This window comes from Mesorhizobium sp. KACC 23794 (assembly GCF_052180275.1).
Classification (GTDB): Bacteria; Pseudomonadota; Alphaproteobacteria; order Rhizobiales; family Rhizobiaceae; genus Kumtagia.
Genome location: NZ_CP197465.1, coordinates 316,794 through 332,383, shown reverse-complemented (window position 1 = coordinate 332,383; position 15,590 = coordinate 316,794). Strand labels below are relative to the sequence as shown.

The window sequence follows — 15,590 nt, the reverse complement described above, 5'->3', positions numbered from 1 at the left end:
CACTACCGCTCTCAGCCACGAGCATCCGCCAGGATCATGTCCGACGCCTTCTCGGCGATCATCACGGTCGCGGCGTGGGTGTTGCCACGGATCACGCGCGGCATGATCGAGGCATCGACCACGCGCAGGCCCCGGATGCCGTTGACGCGCAGGCGCGGATCGACCACCGCGGTGGCGTCCGCGCCCATGCGGCAGGTGCCGACCGCATGGATGTCCGAGCCGGCCTTGTCGCGTATGAACTGCAGCATCTCCTCGTCGGATTGCACCGCTTTGCCCGGCTGGATCTCGGAAGCGATATAGGGCTGCATGGAGGGCTGTTCGGTGATGCGGCGAACCAGTCTGATGCCGAAGGTCATGGCGCGGATATCATAGTCCGACTGGAAGAAGTTGAACTGGATCCTGGGCAGCACGCGCGGGTCGGAGGACGTGAGCGTGATCGAGCCGCGCGCATCCGGGTTGACATGCTCGGGGCTGAAGCTGAAGCCGGAGAAAGGATGGGCCTTGGCGCCCTTGGCGGTTCGCTCGCTGGCGCTCCAGGCGGCCATGGCCATCTGGACGTCGGGCCTGTCCTGCGAGGGGTCGCTGCGCGCGAAACCGCCGACATATATGCCGGTCTCGGCCAGATATCCTGTGCGGAACAGGGCGTAACGCAGCCCGGCAGCGGTTTTTCGGATCCAGCTGTTGGCGATGTCGTTGATGGTGATGGCGCGTGTGCAGCGGAACATCAGCTGGATGCAGGTATGGTCCTGCAGGTTCAGGCCCACTTCCGGCAGATCATGCACCGGCGAAATGCCCAGCTCGCCGAGGCTGGCGGCGGGGCCGATACCCGAATGCATCAACAGCTGCGGCGAGGCGATCGTGCCGGCGGAGACGATGACCTCGCGTGCGGACGCGGAGCGCAGCAGGCCGCCGAGCGTGAAGATCACGCCGGTTGCCCGGCCCTGCTCGATGATGATGCGCTGCGCGGTGGCGCCGGTGACGATCCTGAGATTGCGGCGTCTGCGCGCTGCGGAAAGATAGCCGCGGGCCACGCTCCAGCGGCGACCCTTGAACAGGTTCATCTGATAGTAGCCGAAGCCGTCCTGAGCGGCGCCATTGAAATCGCGGTTGGATTGGAGCCCGGCCTCTGCCGCCGCCGCACAGAGCGCATTCGGCAGTTCATGGTCGAAGGACTGGTCGGAAACCTTGAGCGGGCCACCCACGCCATGCCATTGATCGGCGCCCCGGGACTGGTCTTCCGACTTGCGGAAATAGGGAAGCACGTCCGCGTATGACCAGCCGGTGCAGCCGCCATTCGCCCAGTCGTCGAAGTCCCTGGCATTGCCGCGGACATACATCATGCCGTTGATCGAGCTCGAACCGCCGAGCACCTTGCCGCGCGGCTGGTAGAGTACGCGACCGCCCAGCGCGGCCTCGGGCGCGCTGTCGTACATCCAGTTGTAGCGAGGATCGGCGAACAGCCTGGAGTAACCCAGGGGGAAGTGAATCCACGGGCTGTTGTCGCTCGGCCCGGCCTCCAGCAGCAGGACCTTCTTCGTGCCGTCTTCGCTCAATCGGCCCGCAAGCACGCTGCCGGCCGAGCCCGAGCCGACGATAATGAAGTCGTAAGGTCCGCCGTCGAAGGGAGGCGGGGAGGATGACGCGGTCATGAAGCGCTCCTGGCAGATCAGGCGGGTAGGTATTTTCTGAGATCGAGCAGGTCGAGCGTGAGTTCGCCGCGGCGAAGCCGTTCCCGCATCTTCGTCTCCTGCGCAAGGCGCTTTCGCGTGCCTTCCAGCACGGACGCTACGGCGGCGTGGGGAACCGCGCAGACACCGTCGTCGTCGGCGACGATCAGGTCCCCTTGCGCGATTTCGATCCCGCCAAGCTGGACGCGGGTTTGCAGTACGCCCGGCTCGATCTTCGTCGCGCCCCGTATGGCAAGGCCGCGAGCCCAGACGGGGAAGCGCATTTTCCGCAGTTCCGCCACGTCCCGGCAGCACCCGTCGATGACAATTCCCGCAATGCCGCGATTGACCGCAGCCTCGGCGAGGATGTCGCCGAGGTAGCCGAAACTCGCGCCATGGCCGCAGATGACGAGCACGTCGCCCTTGCCGGCCTGCGCGACAGCCCGATGGAGCGCGAGATTGTCGCCGCACTCGCAGACCGCGGTGAAGGCAGTCCCGGCGACCGCCAGTCCCGGCGTCATCGTCCGGATTTCGGGATCGACGTCGCCGTTCCGGCCGTAGGCCTCGTAGACGGTCGCGGTTCCGGCGCTCCGGAAGAAATCCAGCGTTTCGGAATCAGTCATCGAGATCCTCCATCAGTTCGATACGGCATCCGGGAATGGGTTCGAAGAATGCGATACGACGATGACCGAAGCCGCCCTTGATCACCGTCGGTCCCCAGAACAGGTGCTTTTTCCAGTCCTCGCTGGCCAGGACCTCGCCGAGGTCCGGCACCTGGAAGCTGGCATGCAGGAAACCGGAACCGCCGGACTGCTGCTTCTGGTCGTAGAGGGCGTTCTCGAAGAAATTGACGCGGACACCGGCAAAACTCGCCTCTAGGAATGCCTCGCCGTCGACTTCGTGCAGGGCTGTCCTGCGCCAGCCCGAGGTGGTGTCGACGAGCGTCTCGGCTGCTCCCACGCTGGGCACGCGGAAGGCAAGGTTGATCAGTTTCATGTCGCGTGGGTTCATCGCTCCCGCCCGCTGCTATGGATGATCGATCCATAACTGCCTATTCAAAAATCATCAACAAATATTGTTTTATGAGAGACAAAAATCCGAATATCATCGAAAATGCGTGAAAACGCGCTTGACAGGCGGCCGAACGGCTGCATTAACGTAAGTCATGAAACAATGATTGTCTATTAAACAACAAAAGTCTCGAACTCTAGCGAAAAAGGGGAACGAATATGCGTACGGTGATTCTGGCATTGGGCATTGCGGCGGTCACGGGGGCGCCGGCGATGGCGCAGCAGGCAACGCTGACCTTGAATACGCCCGGCGGCGCCGTGCAGGAAGGCGGCGCTGCCGTGCTATGGGGACCGGCGGCCAATGAGCTGGGCTATGAGATCAAGGTTGAGACGTCCGACAATTCGCTGGATGCGTTGCGGCTTGAGGTCGGGGCCAATGCGGTCAATACGGACATCATCATCATGAGCGGCTACCAGGCGGCTATCGCCGGCGCCGAAGGCATGCTCGAACCGCTGGATTATTCGGTCATCAACGCATCGGATTTCCTTCCAGGTACCGCAACGCCTTATTGCATCGGCATCTACGGCTATGCCGCAGTCATGGCGTGGAACACCAAGACCTATGCTGGCGTAACGCCGTCCAACTGGGCGGATTTCTGGAATGTCGAGAAGTTTCCCGGTCGCCGCGCCATGCGCGCCGATGCGGAGGCGCAGATCGAGATGGCGCTGCTCGCCGATGGTGTACCGGCGGCCGATCTCTACAAGGTCCTGTCCGAGGACGGCGGCTTGCAACGTGCGATCGACAAGATCGCGGAGCTTAAGCCGAGCATCACGGTCTGGTGGAATTCGGGCGCCCAGCACGGCCAGTTGATGAGCGATGGCGAGGTCGACATGACGACCGGCTGGAACGGCCGCTTCCAGACGGCGAAGACCAATGGCGGGCCTGTCGATTACACCTACAATCAGGCCCTTCTCGCCTATGACTGCTTTGCCGTGACCAAGGGGTCGAAGCACAAGGCCGAGGCAATGAAGATGATAGACCTGATGTCATCGGCACAGTCGCAGGCGGGGCTGACCAAGTTTGTCAGCTACGGCCCGGTCAACCAGGCGGCTTACAAGACCGGCACGATCAGCGCCGAGACCGAAGCCGTGCTCCCCACCAGCCCGGCAAACGCGAGCTCCATGATCGTGCAGGATATCGACTGGTGGGCGAAGAACAATGACAAGGCCCAGCAACTGTTCGAAGACATGATGACCGAGTAGGCTGAGCCGCATCATGCTCGTACAGGCTTCCACCCAGGATTTATCCCGGCCGGCGCGCCACCGCTCCGCCGCTTCGGTCGAGATCGAGGCCCTCTCGAAGGTCTATGGCGACTTTCGCGCGCTCGACGATGTCAGTCTTGCGGTGGAGCCTGGGGAGTTTGTCGCGATCCTCGGGCCGTCCGGCTCGGGCAAGAGCACGTTGCTTATGGCTGTTGCGGGCTTCATTCGTCCTGATCGCGGGCGCATCCTGTTCGGCGGCGAGGACATCGTGCGGCTGCCCGCCAACAAGCGCGGTTTTGGCGTCGTGTTCCAGAACTACGCCCTCTTCCCGCACATGGATGTCCTGGCAAACGTGTCGTTTCCGCTGCGCGTGCGCGGCGTGGCGCAGGACGAGGCGCAGCGGCGTGCCAATCAGGCGCTGGACGTCGTCAAGCTTGCCGGCTACGGCGCCCGGCAGATCGGCGCGCTGTCCGGCGGCCAGCGCCAGCGCGTGGCGCTGGCGCGCGCGATCGTCTTCGAGCCGAAGGTTCTGCTCATGGACGAGCCGCTTTCGGCTCTGGACAAGACGCTGCGCGAGCAGATGCAGATCGAGATACGGGAACTGCACGACAAGCTGCAGATCACCACGCTCTACGTCACCCACGATCAGCGCGAGGCCCTCACCATCGCGGACCGTATCGCGGTGATGGACAAGGGGCGGGTGGTCCAGCTCGACAGCCCACAGCAGCTCTACCGCCGTCCGCGCACCGAGTTCGTTGCGCGATTCATCGGCGAGGCGGCGATCCTTCCGGTGGCCGAACTGCACCTGGCTGGGACTGTCGCCGATACCGGCGCGAAAGCCACCATGGCTGTGATACGCAGCGAGGATTTCGCGCTGACCAGGAACGGCGGGTCAGGTGACTGGGTCACCATTGGCGGCTCGCTGCGCGGCATTGTCTTCCAGGGCGACAGCTGGCTGTTGCAGGTGGATCTGGCCAGTGGCCAGACGATCGATGTTCGGGCACAGAGGCAGTTCAGCGGCGAGGTTGCCGCTCTGAATGTCGGCCAGAAGATCGATCTGCACGTCCATCGCGACCGCATTCATTTCCTGTAGGTTGGCGCATGGCCGAAATTGCCCAATCCGTTGCCGGATTTTCCCGTCACGCCGATAACCGGCGGACTCTGGCGTGGGACGCGAGGATCGAGCGGCTCGTGTCGTTCGCCTTCACGCTGCCCTGCCTGGGGATCGTAGCCCTGTGCGTGCTGATCCCCTGCGCCTGGCTGTTCTATCTCTCTGCCTTCGGGGCGGATGGCAGTCTCAGCCTGGAGAACTATGAGCGCATCGCGTCGGGTGCCAGCTATCCGCGCATATTCATGACCACCTTCCAGATCAGCCTGGCGACAGTGGTTGCCTGCGTGCTGATCGGCGTGCCCTTCACGACCTTCATCAACGGCCTGCCTCCGAAGATCGCCGTGTTCTTCCTCGCAGCCGTGCTGCTGCCATTCTGGACCTCGCTGCTCGTGCGTGCCTATGCGTGGCTCGTCCTCCTGCAGCGCAACGGACTGATCAACTCGGCGTTGATTGGGCTCGGCATCACCGACGAGCCCTTGAACCTCGCCTTCAACTGGTTTTCGACGGTGCTCGGCATGACCCACATCATGTTGCCGATCTTCATCCTTCCCGTGCTTGGCGCCATGCGCAACATCGATCGAGGGCTGATCCGCGCGGCCGCAAGCATGGGCGCGACGCGCAGCTACACCTATCGCAAGGTGTTCCTGCCGCTCGCGGCTCCCGGCATCGCCGCCGGGGCGATCCTGGTGTTTGTCATGAGCCTGGGCTTCTACGTCACTCCGGCGATTCTTGGCGGCGGCAACGTCCACGTCATCTCCATGCGGATCGCGCGCAGCCTTTCGAACTATTCGAACTGGGGGGCGGCAAGCGCGCTCGGCGTGTTGCTGCTGATCTTCACCGCCGCACTCTTTGCCCTAAGCTTTGTCCTGCAGCGCATGACGCTGTCCCGGCAGAAAGGCTGAACATGCTCGACGGCTTCGAGACGAGCCCGATGGTCGACAGGCTGAAATGGCTGCTCGCCATGTTGCTCGTCATATTCCTCGCGGCGCCCTCTTTCATCGTCATTCCGATGTCGTTTTCGGCCGCCGACGTGCTCAGGTTTCCACGGTCGTCGCTGTCGTTTCGCTGGTACGAATATTTTCTCGATTCCGTGACGTGGACGCAGGCGGCCCGCGCTTCGCTGGTGGCGGGCGTCCTGACAACGGTCATTTCCGTTCCGATCGGCGTGCTGGCGGCCTATGGCACGATGCAACTGGGCGGCAGGCTTCGCCTCGTCGTCGGCGCCGTCATCGTCCTGCCCGCGATCATCCCGGCGATTCTCATCGCCATCGGGCTGTTCTTCGTCCTGGCGCGCTTTGGCCTGGTCGGCACGATGACCGGTCTCGTGCTCGGCCATGTCGCGCTCGCCATTCCCGTCGTCTTCGTGGTGATGAGTGCTGCTTTCGGACAGTTCGATTTCTCGCATGAGCGGGCTGCGCGTAGCCTCGGCGCAACCTGGACGCAGACCTGGTTCAAGGTCGTTCTACCGCAGGTCACCGGTCCCATCGTCGCCTCCAGCCTGCTGGCTTTCGTGACGTCGCTCGATGAAGTGGTTGTGGCGATGTTCGTTTCCGGCGGAAGCAACGCTACCTTGCCCAAGGTCATGTTCACCGCGCTGCGGGACAAGATCGATCCCACCATCGCCGTCGTTTCGACCGTCATGCTTCTGGTCGCCACGGTCGCGGTGCTGGTCGTCCTGCGCAGAGGCAGTGACGCGGCGAAACCATAAGCTCAGCGCCGGAGCCTGAACACCGCTTCCAGTTCTATGGGCGAATTGAAGGGCAGGGCCGGCGCGCCATAGGCCAGTCGGGCATGGGCGCCGATCTCCTCGCCGAAGGCGGCGCAGATGATGTCGGATACGGGATCCAGCACCTCCGGATGGGCATGGAAGTCGTAGGTGCAGGCGACGAAGCAGGTCACGCGTGCGCACCCTTCGATACGGTCTAGGTCGCCGCTGCAGACGTCTCGCAACTGTGCCAGAAGGTTGAAGGTGGCGAGGGCCGCCGCTTCGCGCGCCTGCGCGACCGCGATGTCCCTGCCCAGGATTCCTGGATGGACGATTTGCCCGTCCCGCCAGCTCAGTTGGCCGGAGGTGTACAGCCAGCCGTCGAGGATGCGCGTGGCGCGATAATTCCCGGCGGGTTTCGGCGCCGGTGGAAGGACGATACCGGCGCGCGCGAGACGCCTGTCGATGCGCCCGCCGTCGGGCGTGGGCGAAGCATCGGGCAGATCGTCGGCCATCGGCATATGTGCTTCCTCTGCATCGTCATACGGCGCCGTATTGAAGACTTCCGGATCGGCACCGGGTTTGACAGGGCCATGCCGAGCGCCTATTCCGTTGTTTAATGATCAAACTTTCGGAGAGCATTGTGGACGGTCCGAATACTGCTCGCGAAATCGAAAGCCCGGCGGGCCACATCCAGAGCCTCGAAAAGGGGCTGCGCATCCTCGACGAGTTCATCGAGTCGCCGACGCCGCTCAAGCTGGCGGACATCGTGCGGCGGTTCGACATGGACCGTGCCTCGGCCTTCCGGTTCCTGCAGACGCTGGAACACCGCGGCTTCCTGCGGAAGGACACGACCACCAAGGAATACGATGTCGGCGGCCGCGTCTATTATTGGGCCTCGAGGCTGCGGGAAAAGACGCGGCTGATCGATTCCTTTCACGACCAGTTGCAGCGCCTTGCCAGCATCACGCAGCAGACGACCCATCTCGGTCTCTTCGTCAACGACCGTGTGCTGCTGGCCGACTTCGCCCTGTCGGATTCCATCATCTCGATCCGCCATTGCATCGGCGTGCTCGAACCGCTCTACAGTTCTGCCGTCGGAAAGGCCGTGCTTGCCTTTCTGCCCCAGGAGCGTCGCGAGGCGCTGATCGACGGCCTCGAATTCGTCCGCTTCACCAACAGCACCATCATGAACGCGGACGCGCTGCGCATTGAACTGGCGGTGACGCGCGATCGTGGCTACGCGATCGACGCCAACGAGACCCATGAAGGCTTGACCTGCATCGCTCGCCCCGTCTTCAACAGCGAGAAGATCCCGGTTGCGTCGATAGGCATAACCTGCGTCACCGCATTGGCGAGCGCCGAACCGGGCCGTTTCGAGCATCTGATCCGCTCCATACAGGCCATCGGCAACGAGATCACGGCGCAGAACGTTTTCTAGAAGGCAAAAAATGCGCCGCTAGGCCGCTTTGGAGCGCTGAAGAAACAGCGTCGCCCGGCGATCTTCCGCGGTCTGCGTGACCTCGGCTTCCAGGCGGCGAGGCGGCGTTTCGAAGGCTGACATGTCCAGTTCCGCCATGTTGGGATGATCGATCTCGAAGAGATTGCCAGACGGATCGCGTGCAAACATCTGCAATTCGCCGGACGGCAGGATCCACAGATCCGCATAACGCGTGCCTTCCTCGAACGCGCCGCGGGCATGCAGGACGCGGTAGGCGCTCACGAAGTCCGACACCGAAACCGCGAAATGCTGGTAGGTCAGGACGTCGGCACTGGGGCCGACCTGCTGCAGATGGAGTTGCAGGTCGCCGAGCCGCATCCAGCAGACAGGAAAGCCGAAATTCGGGGCTTGAACGCGCGTGCATCCCAGCACCTCGCGATAGAATGCTTCCGACTCTTCGAGGTCGGTGGCCGGGATGCTGACATGGTTCAGCTTCGCCGTCTGCTTTCGGTCGTTCATCGTTCCTCCCATCTTGTCGGGCTCCGGCATTCACGTCGCCACGGATACGCTACATACTCATCTCACAAGAATCAACAATAATTGTTTTTATGACAACAATAAGGTAAGGGAGGCTGCCATGTCGGGGCGGCTGAGCATGTCGTCCTGTGACCAGTGGCGCCATGAAACCCCATCACGGAGGATTCTCGTGAAGCGTTGTCTCATTATCTCCGGCGGCTATGCGCCTCATCGTTCTTTCGAGGCCGGCGAGCGCCTGCGCGCAATGCTCGAGGAAGACGGCTTTCTGGTCACGCACAGCACGAGCCTCGACGCGTATGACACGGAAGACCTTGGCGGCTACGATCTGATCGTGCCCAACTGGACGGTAGGCCTGATGAGCACCGAAACCTCGAAGCGCCTGTGGGCGGCGATATCGTCCGGCGTCGGGCTCGGTGGTTTCCATGGTGGTATGGCGGACGGCTTTCGCGACAATGATCGCTATCGCTTCATCGTCGGAGGATCATATGTGGCCGAGCCTGGCGGCGTGCGTCGCTACCGCGTCGACATCACGCGCCCGGACGACCCGGTGATGGCCGGGCTCGCGGCGTTCGATTACGAATCCGAGCAGTATTACATGCAGGTCGATCCAGCCAACGAGGTTCTGGCGACGACGACGTTTTCCGGCGAGCCTTATCCCTGGATCGCCGGCGTCGAGATGCCGGTCGTGTGGAAAAAGAAATTCGGCGCCGGCAAGGTGTTCGTTTCTGCGCTCGGTCACGTGCCGGAAGAGTTCGATCATCCGGCAATGCGCACGATCCTGCGTCGTGGCTTGCTCTGGGCGAGCCGATGACAGTGAGAGGCATTCCAGCCGTAAAACGACACGGTTCCCGCACGGAAAATCCATTAAGTCGCAAAGGCCGCTGTAGTGTTAGGCAGCTTGTGCCAGCCTCTCCCCGGAAATTCGATAGGATATCGCCTCGGCGAGATGAATGCGGCGAACGCTTTCGCTTTGATCGAGATCGGCCAGCGTGCGCGCCACCTTCAAGACGCGGTGATAGGCACGGGCCGAAAACCCCAGTTTTTCGCTGGCGTCGCGCAACAGAGATTCGCCGCCTGCATCCGGCCTGGCGATCTCTTCGACCAGGGCCGTCGGGCAGTGGGCATTCGTCATGATCGACGCCCCGATCGCCTCGAAGCGCTGGCGCTGGATGGTTCGCGCAGCGGCGACGCGCCTTGCAACATCGGCGCTCGCCTCGGATTTTGCCGGCCTGATCAGGTCGGCGGCGCTGACAGCCGGCACCTCGATCCTCAGGTCGATACGGTCGAGCAGCGGGCCCGAGATCCGCGCCTGATAGTCGGTCCGGCAGCGGTCGCCCCGCGCACATCGAAAACCCGGCTCGCCGGCCATGCCGCAACGGCACGGGTTCATCGCGGCGATCAGTTGCATCCGGGCCGGATAGGTGACGCGCGTGTTGGCGCGCGCGATCACGCATTCGCCGGCCTCGATCGGCTGCCGCAGCGAATCGAGCACGACCGGCGAGAATTCCGGGAACTCGTCAAGGAAAAGCACGCCATGATGCGCCTGCGATACTTCCCCTGGCCGGACGCGCAGGCCGCCGCCGACCATCGCGGCCATCGAGGCGGAGTGGTGCGGCGCGCGGAACGGCCGGCGGTCGGTCAGCCGCCCGCCAGCAAGCTCGCCGGCGATCGAAGCCACCATGGACACTTCGAGAAGCTCTTTCGGCGAGAGCGGCGGCAGGATCGACGGCAGCCGCTGTGCCAGCATCGATTTTCCCGAGCCGGGCGGGCCGATCATCAGAAGGTTGTGTCCGCCGGCGGCCGCGACTTCCAGCGCCCGCCTTGCTGTCTCCTGGCCCTTGATGTCGGCAAGGTCCGGCAGATTGTCCGCAGGCACATGGACTTTTGCCTCGGGCCGCGCCAGCACCTGCGTCCCGCGAAAATGGTTGGCAATGGCGACAAGGCTGCGCGGCGCGAGAATCTCGATTTCCGCACCCGCCCAAGCAGCTTCGGAACCGCAAGCCGATGGGCAGATCAGGCCCTTGCCATCGGCATTGGCGCCAATCGCCGCCGGCAGCGTGCCGGCGACCGATGCGATGGTTCCGTCGAGCGACAGCTCGCCCAGCACAACGTATCCCGCAAGCGCGTCGCCCGGAACCGCGCCCAGCGCGGCCATCAGGCCGAGCGCGATCGGCAGGTCGTAGTGGCTGCCCTCTTTCGGTAACGACCACCTGTTTTCTGCTACGGGCTAGGTATGGCGCGGGCTTTCCTAACCCAGGTGACGCAAGGCTTTCGCGGCGTTCGGGTGTTTTCCAGTCCACTCGCGATTTCCCCCTTGTTTCCAATCTGACGGTGAGCTTACAGTGAGTGGATCACTTGTGCGAGGCTTCTCCCTATGCCAAAACTCACCAAAGTCGTTGTAGACGGTGCCGACCCGCGCGCCAAGCAGTACACCGTATGGTGTTCGGAACTGAAGGGCTTCGGCGTCTACGTCCAGCCGACCGGGGGCCGGACCTACTTCGTCGACTATCGGACGGGCGACGGCGCGCGGCGTCGGATGACCATCGGTAAGCACGGCGTCATCACCACGGAACAGGCGCGAAAGCTGGCCATCGAGACATTGGGCACAATCGTGCTCCAGAAGGATGACCCGCTGTTGGAACGCAAGACACGGCGCAAGGCGCTGACCGTGGCTGAACTCTGCGACCAATACATGAAGGCGGCAGAGAAAGGCTTGATCCTTGGCCGGCGCCGAAACAAGCCGAAGAAAGCGTCAACCATCGAAATCGACCGGGGCCGGATATCCCGCCACATCAAGCCGCTGCTTGGCTCGAAGCTCGTGATCGACCTCACCCGTGCCGACATCACGAAATTCATCCGCGACGTGTCGGCGGGCAAGACGGCATTCAAGGATCGATCCGGCAAGAACGGGAACCGCGTCCATGTGGCCGGCGGCGTCGGCACGGCAGCGCGCACCGGCGGCCTTCTGGGTGGCATCCTCACCTACGCCGTGGACGAGGGCATCATCACCGACAACCCGGCGCGCGGCGTCAAGCTGCCGGCCGACAACGTCCGCGACCGACGCATGACTGGGGAGGAATACCGGCGGCTCGGCAAGACGCTGGTGAGCGAGGAAAGTCAGTACGAAACCCCGCAGGCGATCACCGGGGCATGGCTGCTCGCTCTGACAGGCTGCCGGCTCGGCGAGATCGAGGCGCTGAAATGGAGCGAGGTGGACGAGGCCGGCGGCTGCTTCCGGCTGGAGGATAGCAAGAGCGGGCCATCGGTTCGGCCTATCGGACGGGCAGCGTTTGAGGCTCTTTCACAGATCCACGTCAAGGGCGCGACCTACGTCCTGCCGGGGCTTCGTGGCGGACAGGGGCCTTATCGCGGCCTCTCCGGTGCTTGGGTCCGGCTGATGAAGCGGGCTGGCATCGAGGGCGTCACGCCGCACACCATGCGGCATTCCTACGCTTCGGTTGCTGGTGACATGGGTTTCGCCGAGAGCACTATCGGCGCGATGCTCGGGCACGCTGGCGGCACCGTTACCAGCAAATATGTTCACCGGCTCGACAGCGTGCTCGTCGCAGCAGCGAACAAGATTGCTGCGGAGGTGGAGAGACAGATGACAGGCAGGACGGCGGACGTGCTGGAGATGCCCAGGCGTGCTTAGGTATTCGGCAGAGGTTTTGGATCGTTGCCCTTCGCCTCGCTTTCATCCGTTACGTGATCTCCTGGCACCTTTTCCGCACTCTGCCCAGAGCGTGAGGCGTAAGGGTAGAACCTTACCTCACCGTCCCAGCCTGCCCGAACGGTCCACGGCTCTTTCGCGTCAGCTAGAGCGTCATTGATGTGATCAAGATACCCCTTGTCGCCATCGGGAGCACTAACGCCGACAAGGCTTCCCAAAAAGGCCGACAGAACGTTAACGTCAATAGACTTTGGCGGGAACGCGAATTCCAAGGCGGCCAGCGCCTCAGCGTCCAATGTTCTATGATTTTGCTCCGCCTCTAGTCGAATGCGGTCAAGCAACGGCTGGGGAACCGTCAAAACCGGCTTCTGACTTCCGTCTTCATCAAAGAAGCGTTTCTGCACTTCCTCCAGTTTATCTAACTTCCATTCAAGTTGCTCTTTCTCGTCCCTTAGCTGTGCATTGTCTCTCATGAAGCCGCCAAGAGTTTTCCTCAGGCTTTCGATCTGAGGGAAGTTCTCTAAGCGTGCTACGATTTCGGCGTTCATTGAGCGGTTGTTGGCCTCCGCTTCGGCTTTTAGACTGTCGCGCATTCCATCTGGCAGACGGACAATCACTTTGTCGAGCGATCGGCTCTCAGAGTCCTGAGCCATTTGAAACTCCCTTTTCCCCGGATATGGCATTAGGCCATAAATCTCCTTGCGGCAATATTGGCCTTATGCCATATTGGCCTTAGGCCATATTCGTTAAGGAGGTGTTGATGGCTCAAACGCGGAGCATGCGGGACGGCGTGAACATCCGCCTGCCTGACGGCATGCGTGAACGCATCCGCCAAAACGCGGCGGAGAACCGGCGATCAATGAATTCCGAGATCGTCCACTACCTGGACTTCGCTCTCGATGCCCAGGACGCAAAAGGCGCGGTCGAGACTGCCATCTCGCCGCGCCCGAACACCGCAACCTCATGACAGGAGAGAAGCAATGAACTTGGAATCATTTAGCACTTCCACCGCCGCAATTCCAGAAATTCAGGACGAAAAGCCGAGCATTATCGACGCTGTCGATATGATGGCTCAGGCGCGGTTCATGATCGAATGTGTCAGAATGGCTGCCAGCGAACTCGAAAGGCGGCAGGCCGAGGCAATCGTCGCGGTGGCGACTATCGCAATCGACAAGCTGATCGAATCCCGCGACATGCTCGACGCCTGCCGCGCCGCCGAGAAAGGCGGTCACGCATGACCGCCGCTCCTAAAAGCACTTGCGCGACAACCAACCCTTGCATGGTTGTCGCTCACATGACTTCCGTCATGCGGATTTGCGCACTCGCCATCGAGGGCATGCAAGGCGAGCGCGACGACCTCCAACAGACGCACGTGCAAGACGTGATGCACGTCCTCGAACACTACGCCGACACCGGCATGGACATGTACATCCTCGCCGAGGCCAACCTGAAGGCCGAGCGGGAGGCAGTGCAGCAATGACCCGCCTTGTTCCACACACGGATATGACCGCCGCACAGCTTGCCGATTGTAGCCGGCAGGCATCCGCCATCATGATCCTATGCGAAAGCGCCGCGTGGGAGATGCAGAACGGCGGCGTGGTTGAGCGTATCGCCGACGCCATCTGTCAAGGGCAAAAGCTGGCGGCCGAATTGCTAGAGCCGGTACAAGATGCCCTGGAGAGGCACGAGCGCGTGACGGGCGAAGCGCCAGAGGGCACGGCATGAGCCCTCCTCGTCTCCGCCGAAAGGAGGTGCCGGCCTACTTGGCCGGCGCCTACGGCATCCCGATCGCCGTGGCCACGCTGGACAAGCTCGCCTCGATCGGCGGCGGACCGCCCATGCAGTACGCCGGGCGCATCCCGCTCTACCCCGTGACCGGCCTGGACGCCTGGGCCGAGGCGCGCCTGTCTAAGCCCGTCCGCTCGACGGCTGAGGAGAGGCGGTGATGGGATGACACGCGACGTGGAGGTCCAAGCGGCGCTAGACGCCTGGGAAGGTTGGAAGGTAGCGAAGACGAAGTCGGACGCGACCATGTCCTTCGCCGATTGTCACGACACTGCGCAAGCCTGGGTTCGGTTCCAGAACCTCTACCTCGGCGACAACAGGCCGTTGGCGACTATGCCGACCCCGACAGCAACGATTTCATGGATTGGAGGATCGGCCTGAATGGCTCGCATCCGCTCAACCCATCCGGGGCAATGGTCCGACGAGGATTTCGTCGCCCTCTCGTATCCCGCCCGACTGCTCGCCCTCGCCGTCCGCAACATTGCGGATGACCGCGGCATTTTCGAATGGAAGCCGTTGACGATGAAGATGCAACTCATGCCGGCCGACAACGTCGACATAGGCGACCTGCTTTCGGAACTGGTGGGGAACAACATCGTCATCAAGTTCGAGGCAGGGGGGAAGCAGTACGGGGCTATCCGCAATTTCATGCGGTGGCAGAGGCCAAAAAAGCCCTCTTATCAGTACCCCGTTACGGAACCGGTTCTCTCCTACGTCGGCGTCACAGGCTCGCAATCCGGGAATGATGATGCATCAACCGATGATAGTTCGAAACCGGTTCCGAACCGGTTCCCCACTGGTACGGAAATCGCCGCGCAGAGGAAGGAGGAAGGAAGTAGTAAACAAGAACAAGATGGTTTCGCTAACGCTCAACCATCTTCCCGTCGCCGTTCGAAAAATCCTGAGCCTGAACCCCAACCGGCGAAACCCAAAACAGCACCACCGGGCGAGGCTGGATCGGCGGAAGATCGGTTCTGGGCACTGTCCGGCGACATGGAAAGCAAGGGCGTCGGCCGGACGGTGATGGGCAAGTTGGCGAAGCTCTACGCCGGGGACTTCGCCTCGGCGATCGGCGCGCTCGAAGACGCGGCACGGGCCAAAGTCCCCCGCTCCTACCTCGGCAAGATCATCTCCAATCTGGAGCGAGACGCAGCGCCGCCAACGCGCAACGGCGTGCCGACGTGGGTCATCGATGCTCGCACCCAAGGTTACCCGGTCGAACCGGAGGATGGTCGATGGCGATTCTGCGGCGGGCTCTATGACGACCAGAAACAGCAAGTCGGGATGTGATGCGTGAGCTACGAGAACTCGGAATCAACGTCCCGGATCGACACGGCGAGCACCGGACAACCTGTCCAGCATGCTCCCCCCGGCGGAAGAAAAAGCGGGACCGATGCCTCG

General features: G+C 62.5%; 20 protein-coding genes. 13 read left to right on the top strand and 7 right to left on the bottom strand.

Going from position 1 to position 15,590, the window contains the following annotated elements:
* Positions 1 to 11 precede the first annotated feature (11 nt).
* Genes ACSBOB_RS01795 through ACSBOB_RS01785 form a run of 3 tightly spaced genes read right to left on the bottom strand, consistent with a single transcriptional unit; the run spans position 12 to position 2,678 of the window.
* Positions 12 to 1,649, bottom strand: a complete 1,638-nt coding sequence (locus tag ACSBOB_RS01795) for a GMC family oxidoreductase (RefSeq protein WP_442580761.1) — start codon at positions 1,647 to 1,649, stop codon at positions 12 to 14.
* A 17-nt stretch (positions 1,650 to 1,666) separates the two neighbouring features.
* Entirely contained in the window at positions 1,667 to 2,290 is a 624-nt protein-coding gene (locus tag ACSBOB_RS01790) for a 4-carboxy-4-hydroxy-2-oxoadipate aldolase/oxaloacetate decarboxylase (protein ID WP_442580760.1), read from the bottom strand.
* Positions 2,283 to 2,678, bottom strand: coding sequence for a hypothetical protein (locus ACSBOB_RS01785; protein ID WP_442580759.1), 396 nt, complete (start codon positions 2,676 to 2,678; stop codon positions 2,283 to 2,285). The genes ACSBOB_RS01790 and ACSBOB_RS01785 overlap by 8 nt, the downstream gene beginning before the upstream one ends.
* 218 nt (positions 2,679 to 2,896) lie before the next feature.
* On the opposite strand from ACSBOB_RS01785, the gene ACSBOB_RS01780 reads away from it, so the two are divergent.
* From ACSBOB_RS01780 to ACSBOB_RS01765, 4 genes are read left to right on the top strand one after another with little or no spacing between them, the layout of a single operon-like run.
* Complete coding sequence (locus tag ACSBOB_RS01780; protein ID WP_442580758.1) at positions 2,897 to 3,940, top strand: ABC transporter substrate-binding protein; 1,044 nt, start codon at positions 2,897 to 2,899, stop codon at positions 3,938 to 3,940.
* Between the two features lie 13 nt (positions 3,941 to 3,953).
* Positions 3,954 to 5,033, top strand: coding sequence for an ABC transporter ATP-binding protein (locus tag ACSBOB_RS01775; protein ID WP_442580757.1), 1,080 nt, complete (start codon positions 3,954 to 3,956; stop codon positions 5,031 to 5,033).
* 8 nt (positions 5,034 to 5,041) lie between these two features.
* Positions 5,042 to 5,953 carry an ABC transporter permease gene (locus tag ACSBOB_RS01770; RefSeq protein ID WP_442580756.1) on the top strand — a complete coding sequence of 304 codons (912 nt, stop codon included), beginning with the start codon at positions 5,042 to 5,044 and terminating at the stop codon, positions 5,951 to 5,953.
* A gap of 2 nt (positions 5,954 to 5,955) precedes the next feature.
* Positions 5,956 to 6,759 carry an ABC transporter permease gene (locus tag ACSBOB_RS01765; protein ID WP_442580755.1) on the top strand — a complete coding sequence of 268 codons (804 nt, stop codon included), beginning with the start codon at positions 5,956 to 5,958 and terminating at the stop codon, positions 6,757 to 6,759.
* A 2-nt stretch (positions 6,760 to 6,761) separates the two neighbouring features.
* Here ACSBOB_RS01765 and ACSBOB_RS01760 read toward each other — a convergent pair whose 3' ends face one another.
* Positions 6,762 to 7,277, bottom strand: coding sequence for a RidA family protein (locus ACSBOB_RS01760; RefSeq protein ID WP_442580754.1), 516 nt, complete (start codon positions 7,275 to 7,277; stop codon positions 6,762 to 6,764).
* A 122-nt stretch (positions 7,278 to 7,399) separates the two neighbouring features.
* Here ACSBOB_RS01760 and ACSBOB_RS01755 point away from each other — a divergent pair, with 122 nt between their 5' ends.
* Positions 7,400 to 8,197, top strand: coding sequence for an IclR family transcriptional regulator (locus ACSBOB_RS01755; RefSeq protein WP_442580753.1), 798 nt, complete (start codon positions 7,400 to 7,402; stop codon positions 8,195 to 8,197).
* An 18-nt stretch (positions 8,198 to 8,215) separates the two neighbouring features.
* On the opposite strand, the gene ACSBOB_RS01750 is transcribed toward ACSBOB_RS01755, so the two are convergent.
* Positions 8,216 to 8,716, bottom strand: coding sequence for a VOC family protein (locus ACSBOB_RS01750; protein ID WP_442580752.1), 501 nt, complete (start codon positions 8,714 to 8,716; stop codon positions 8,216 to 8,218).
* Between the two features lie 187 nt (positions 8,717 to 8,903).
* On the opposite strand from ACSBOB_RS01750, the gene ACSBOB_RS01745 reads away from it, so the two are divergent.
* A complete protein-coding gene (locus tag ACSBOB_RS01745; protein WP_442583939.1) occupies positions 8,904 to 9,545 on the top strand; it encodes a ThuA domain-containing protein in 642 nt (213 codons plus the stop codon).
* A 78-nt stretch (positions 9,546 to 9,623) separates the two neighbouring features.
* On the opposite strand, the gene ACSBOB_RS01740 is transcribed toward ACSBOB_RS01745, so the two are convergent.
* A complete protein-coding gene (locus ACSBOB_RS01740) occupies positions 9,624 to 10,889 on the bottom strand; it encodes a YifB family Mg chelatase-like AAA ATPase (protein ID WP_442580751.1) in 1,266 nt (421 codons plus the stop codon).
* A gap of 219 nt (positions 10,890 to 11,108) precedes the next feature.
* Between ACSBOB_RS01740 and ACSBOB_RS01735 the strand changes: the two genes are divergently transcribed.
* Positions 11,109 to 12,386 (top strand): tyrosine-type recombinase/integrase, encoded by a 1,278-nt coding sequence (locus ACSBOB_RS01735; RefSeq protein WP_442580750.1) that lies wholly within the window; start codon positions 11,109 to 11,111, stop codon positions 12,384 to 12,386.
* On the opposite strand, the gene ACSBOB_RS01730 is transcribed toward ACSBOB_RS01735, so the two are convergent.
* Entirely contained in the window at positions 12,383 to 13,057 is a 675-nt protein-coding gene (locus ACSBOB_RS01730; protein ID WP_442580749.1) for an Arc family DNA-binding protein, read from the bottom strand. The genes ACSBOB_RS01735 and ACSBOB_RS01730 overlap by 4 nt on opposite strands.
* 137 nt (positions 13,058 to 13,194) lie before the next feature.
* Here ACSBOB_RS01730 and ACSBOB_RS01725 point away from each other — a divergent pair, with 137 nt between their 5' ends.
* From ACSBOB_RS01725 to ACSBOB_RS01700, 6 genes are all read left to right on the top strand, one after another.
* Positions 13,195 to 13,371: an Arc family DNA-binding protein gene (locus ACSBOB_RS01725; RefSeq protein WP_442580748.1), complete on the top strand. Its 177-nt coding sequence runs from the start codon at positions 13,195 to 13,197 to the stop codon at positions 13,369 to 13,371.
* Positions 13,372 to 13,384: 13 nt separating this feature from the next.
* Positions 13,385 to 13,642, top strand: coding sequence for a hypothetical protein (locus ACSBOB_RS01720; RefSeq protein ID WP_442580747.1), 258 nt, complete (start codon positions 13,385 to 13,387; stop codon positions 13,640 to 13,642).
* 56 nt (positions 13,643 to 13,698) lie between these two features.
* Complete coding sequence (locus ACSBOB_RS01715; RefSeq protein WP_442580746.1) at positions 13,699 to 13,884, top strand: hypothetical protein; 186 nt, start codon at positions 13,699 to 13,701, stop codon at positions 13,882 to 13,884.
* The gene (locus ACSBOB_RS01710; protein ID WP_442580745.1) at positions 13,881 to 14,129 is read left to right on the top strand and encodes a hypothetical protein; all 249 of its coding nucleotides are present in this window, start codon (positions 13,881 to 13,883) and stop codon (positions 14,127 to 14,129) included. Before ACSBOB_RS01715 ends, ACSBOB_RS01710 begins: the two co-directional genes overlap by 4 nt.
* 26 nt (positions 14,130 to 14,155) lie before the next feature.
* A complete protein-coding gene (locus ACSBOB_RS01705) occupies positions 14,156 to 14,350 on the top strand; it encodes a hypothetical protein (protein ID WP_442580744.1) in 195 nt (64 codons plus the stop codon).
* Between the two features lie 220 nt (positions 14,351 to 14,570).
* Positions 14,571 to 15,479 (top strand): hypothetical protein, encoded by a 909-nt coding sequence (locus ACSBOB_RS01700; protein ID WP_442580743.1) that lies wholly within the window; start codon positions 14,571 to 14,573, stop codon positions 15,477 to 15,479.
* Positions 15,480 to 15,590: the final 111 nt, after the last annotated feature.

Bases quoted from the DNA above. Each gene is read 5' to 3' on its own strand.
- ACSBOB_RS01795 (WP_442580761.1), bottom strand. From the start codon at position 1,649: ATGACCGCGTCATCCTCCCCGCCTCCCTTCGACGGCGGACCTTACGAC.
- ACSBOB_RS01790 (WP_442580760.1), bottom strand. From the start codon at position 2,290: ATGACTGATTCCGAAACGCTGGATTTCTTCCGGAGCGCCGGAACCGCG.
- ACSBOB_RS01785 (WP_442580759.1), bottom strand. From the start codon at position 2,678: ATGAACCCACGCGACATGAAACTGATCAACCTTGCCTTCCGCGTGCCC.
- ACSBOB_RS01780 (WP_442580758.1), top strand. From the start codon at position 2,897: ATGCGTACGGTGATTCTGGCATTGGGCATTGCGGCGGTCACGGGGGCG.
- ACSBOB_RS01775 (WP_442580757.1), top strand. From the start codon at position 3,954: ATGCTCGTACAGGCTTCCACCCAGGATTTATCCCGGCCGGCGCGCCAC.
- ACSBOB_RS01770 (WP_442580756.1), top strand. From the start codon at position 5,042: ATGGCCGAAATTGCCCAATCCGTTGCCGGATTTTCCCGTCACGCCGAT.
- ACSBOB_RS01765 (WP_442580755.1), top strand. From the start codon at position 5,956: ATGCTCGACGGCTTCGAGACGAGCCCGATGGTCGACAGGCTGAAATGG.
- ACSBOB_RS01760 (WP_442580754.1), bottom strand. From the start codon at position 7,277: ATGCCGATGGCCGACGATCTGCCCGATGCTTCGCCCACGCCCGACGGC.
- ACSBOB_RS01750 (WP_442580752.1), bottom strand. From the start codon at position 8,716: ATGAACGACCGAAAGCAGACGGCGAAGCTGAACCATGTCAGCATCCCG.
- ACSBOB_RS01740 (WP_442580751.1), bottom strand. From the start codon at position 10,889: ATGGCCGCGCTGGGCGCGGTTCCGGGCGACGCGCTTGCGGGATACGTT.
- ACSBOB_RS01735 (WP_442580750.1), top strand. From the start codon at position 11,109: ATGCCAAAACTCACCAAAGTCGTTGTAGACGGTGCCGACCCGCGCGCC.
- ACSBOB_RS01730 (WP_442580749.1), bottom strand. From the start codon at position 13,057: ATGGCTCAGGACTCTGAGAGCCGATCGCTCGACAAAGTGATTGTCCGT.
- ACSBOB_RS01720 (WP_442580747.1), top strand. From the start codon at position 13,385: ATGAACTTGGAATCATTTAGCACTTCCACCGCCGCAATTCCAGAAATT.
- ACSBOB_RS01715 (WP_442580746.1), top strand. From the start codon at position 13,699: ATGACTTCCGTCATGCGGATTTGCGCACTCGCCATCGAGGGCATGCAA.
- ACSBOB_RS01710 (WP_442580745.1), top strand. From the start codon at position 13,881: ATGACCCGCCTTGTTCCACACACGGATATGACCGCCGCACAGCTTGCC.
- ACSBOB_RS01700 (WP_442580743.1), top strand. From the start codon at position 14,571: ATGGCTCGCATCCGCTCAACCCATCCGGGGCAATGGTCCGACGAGGAT.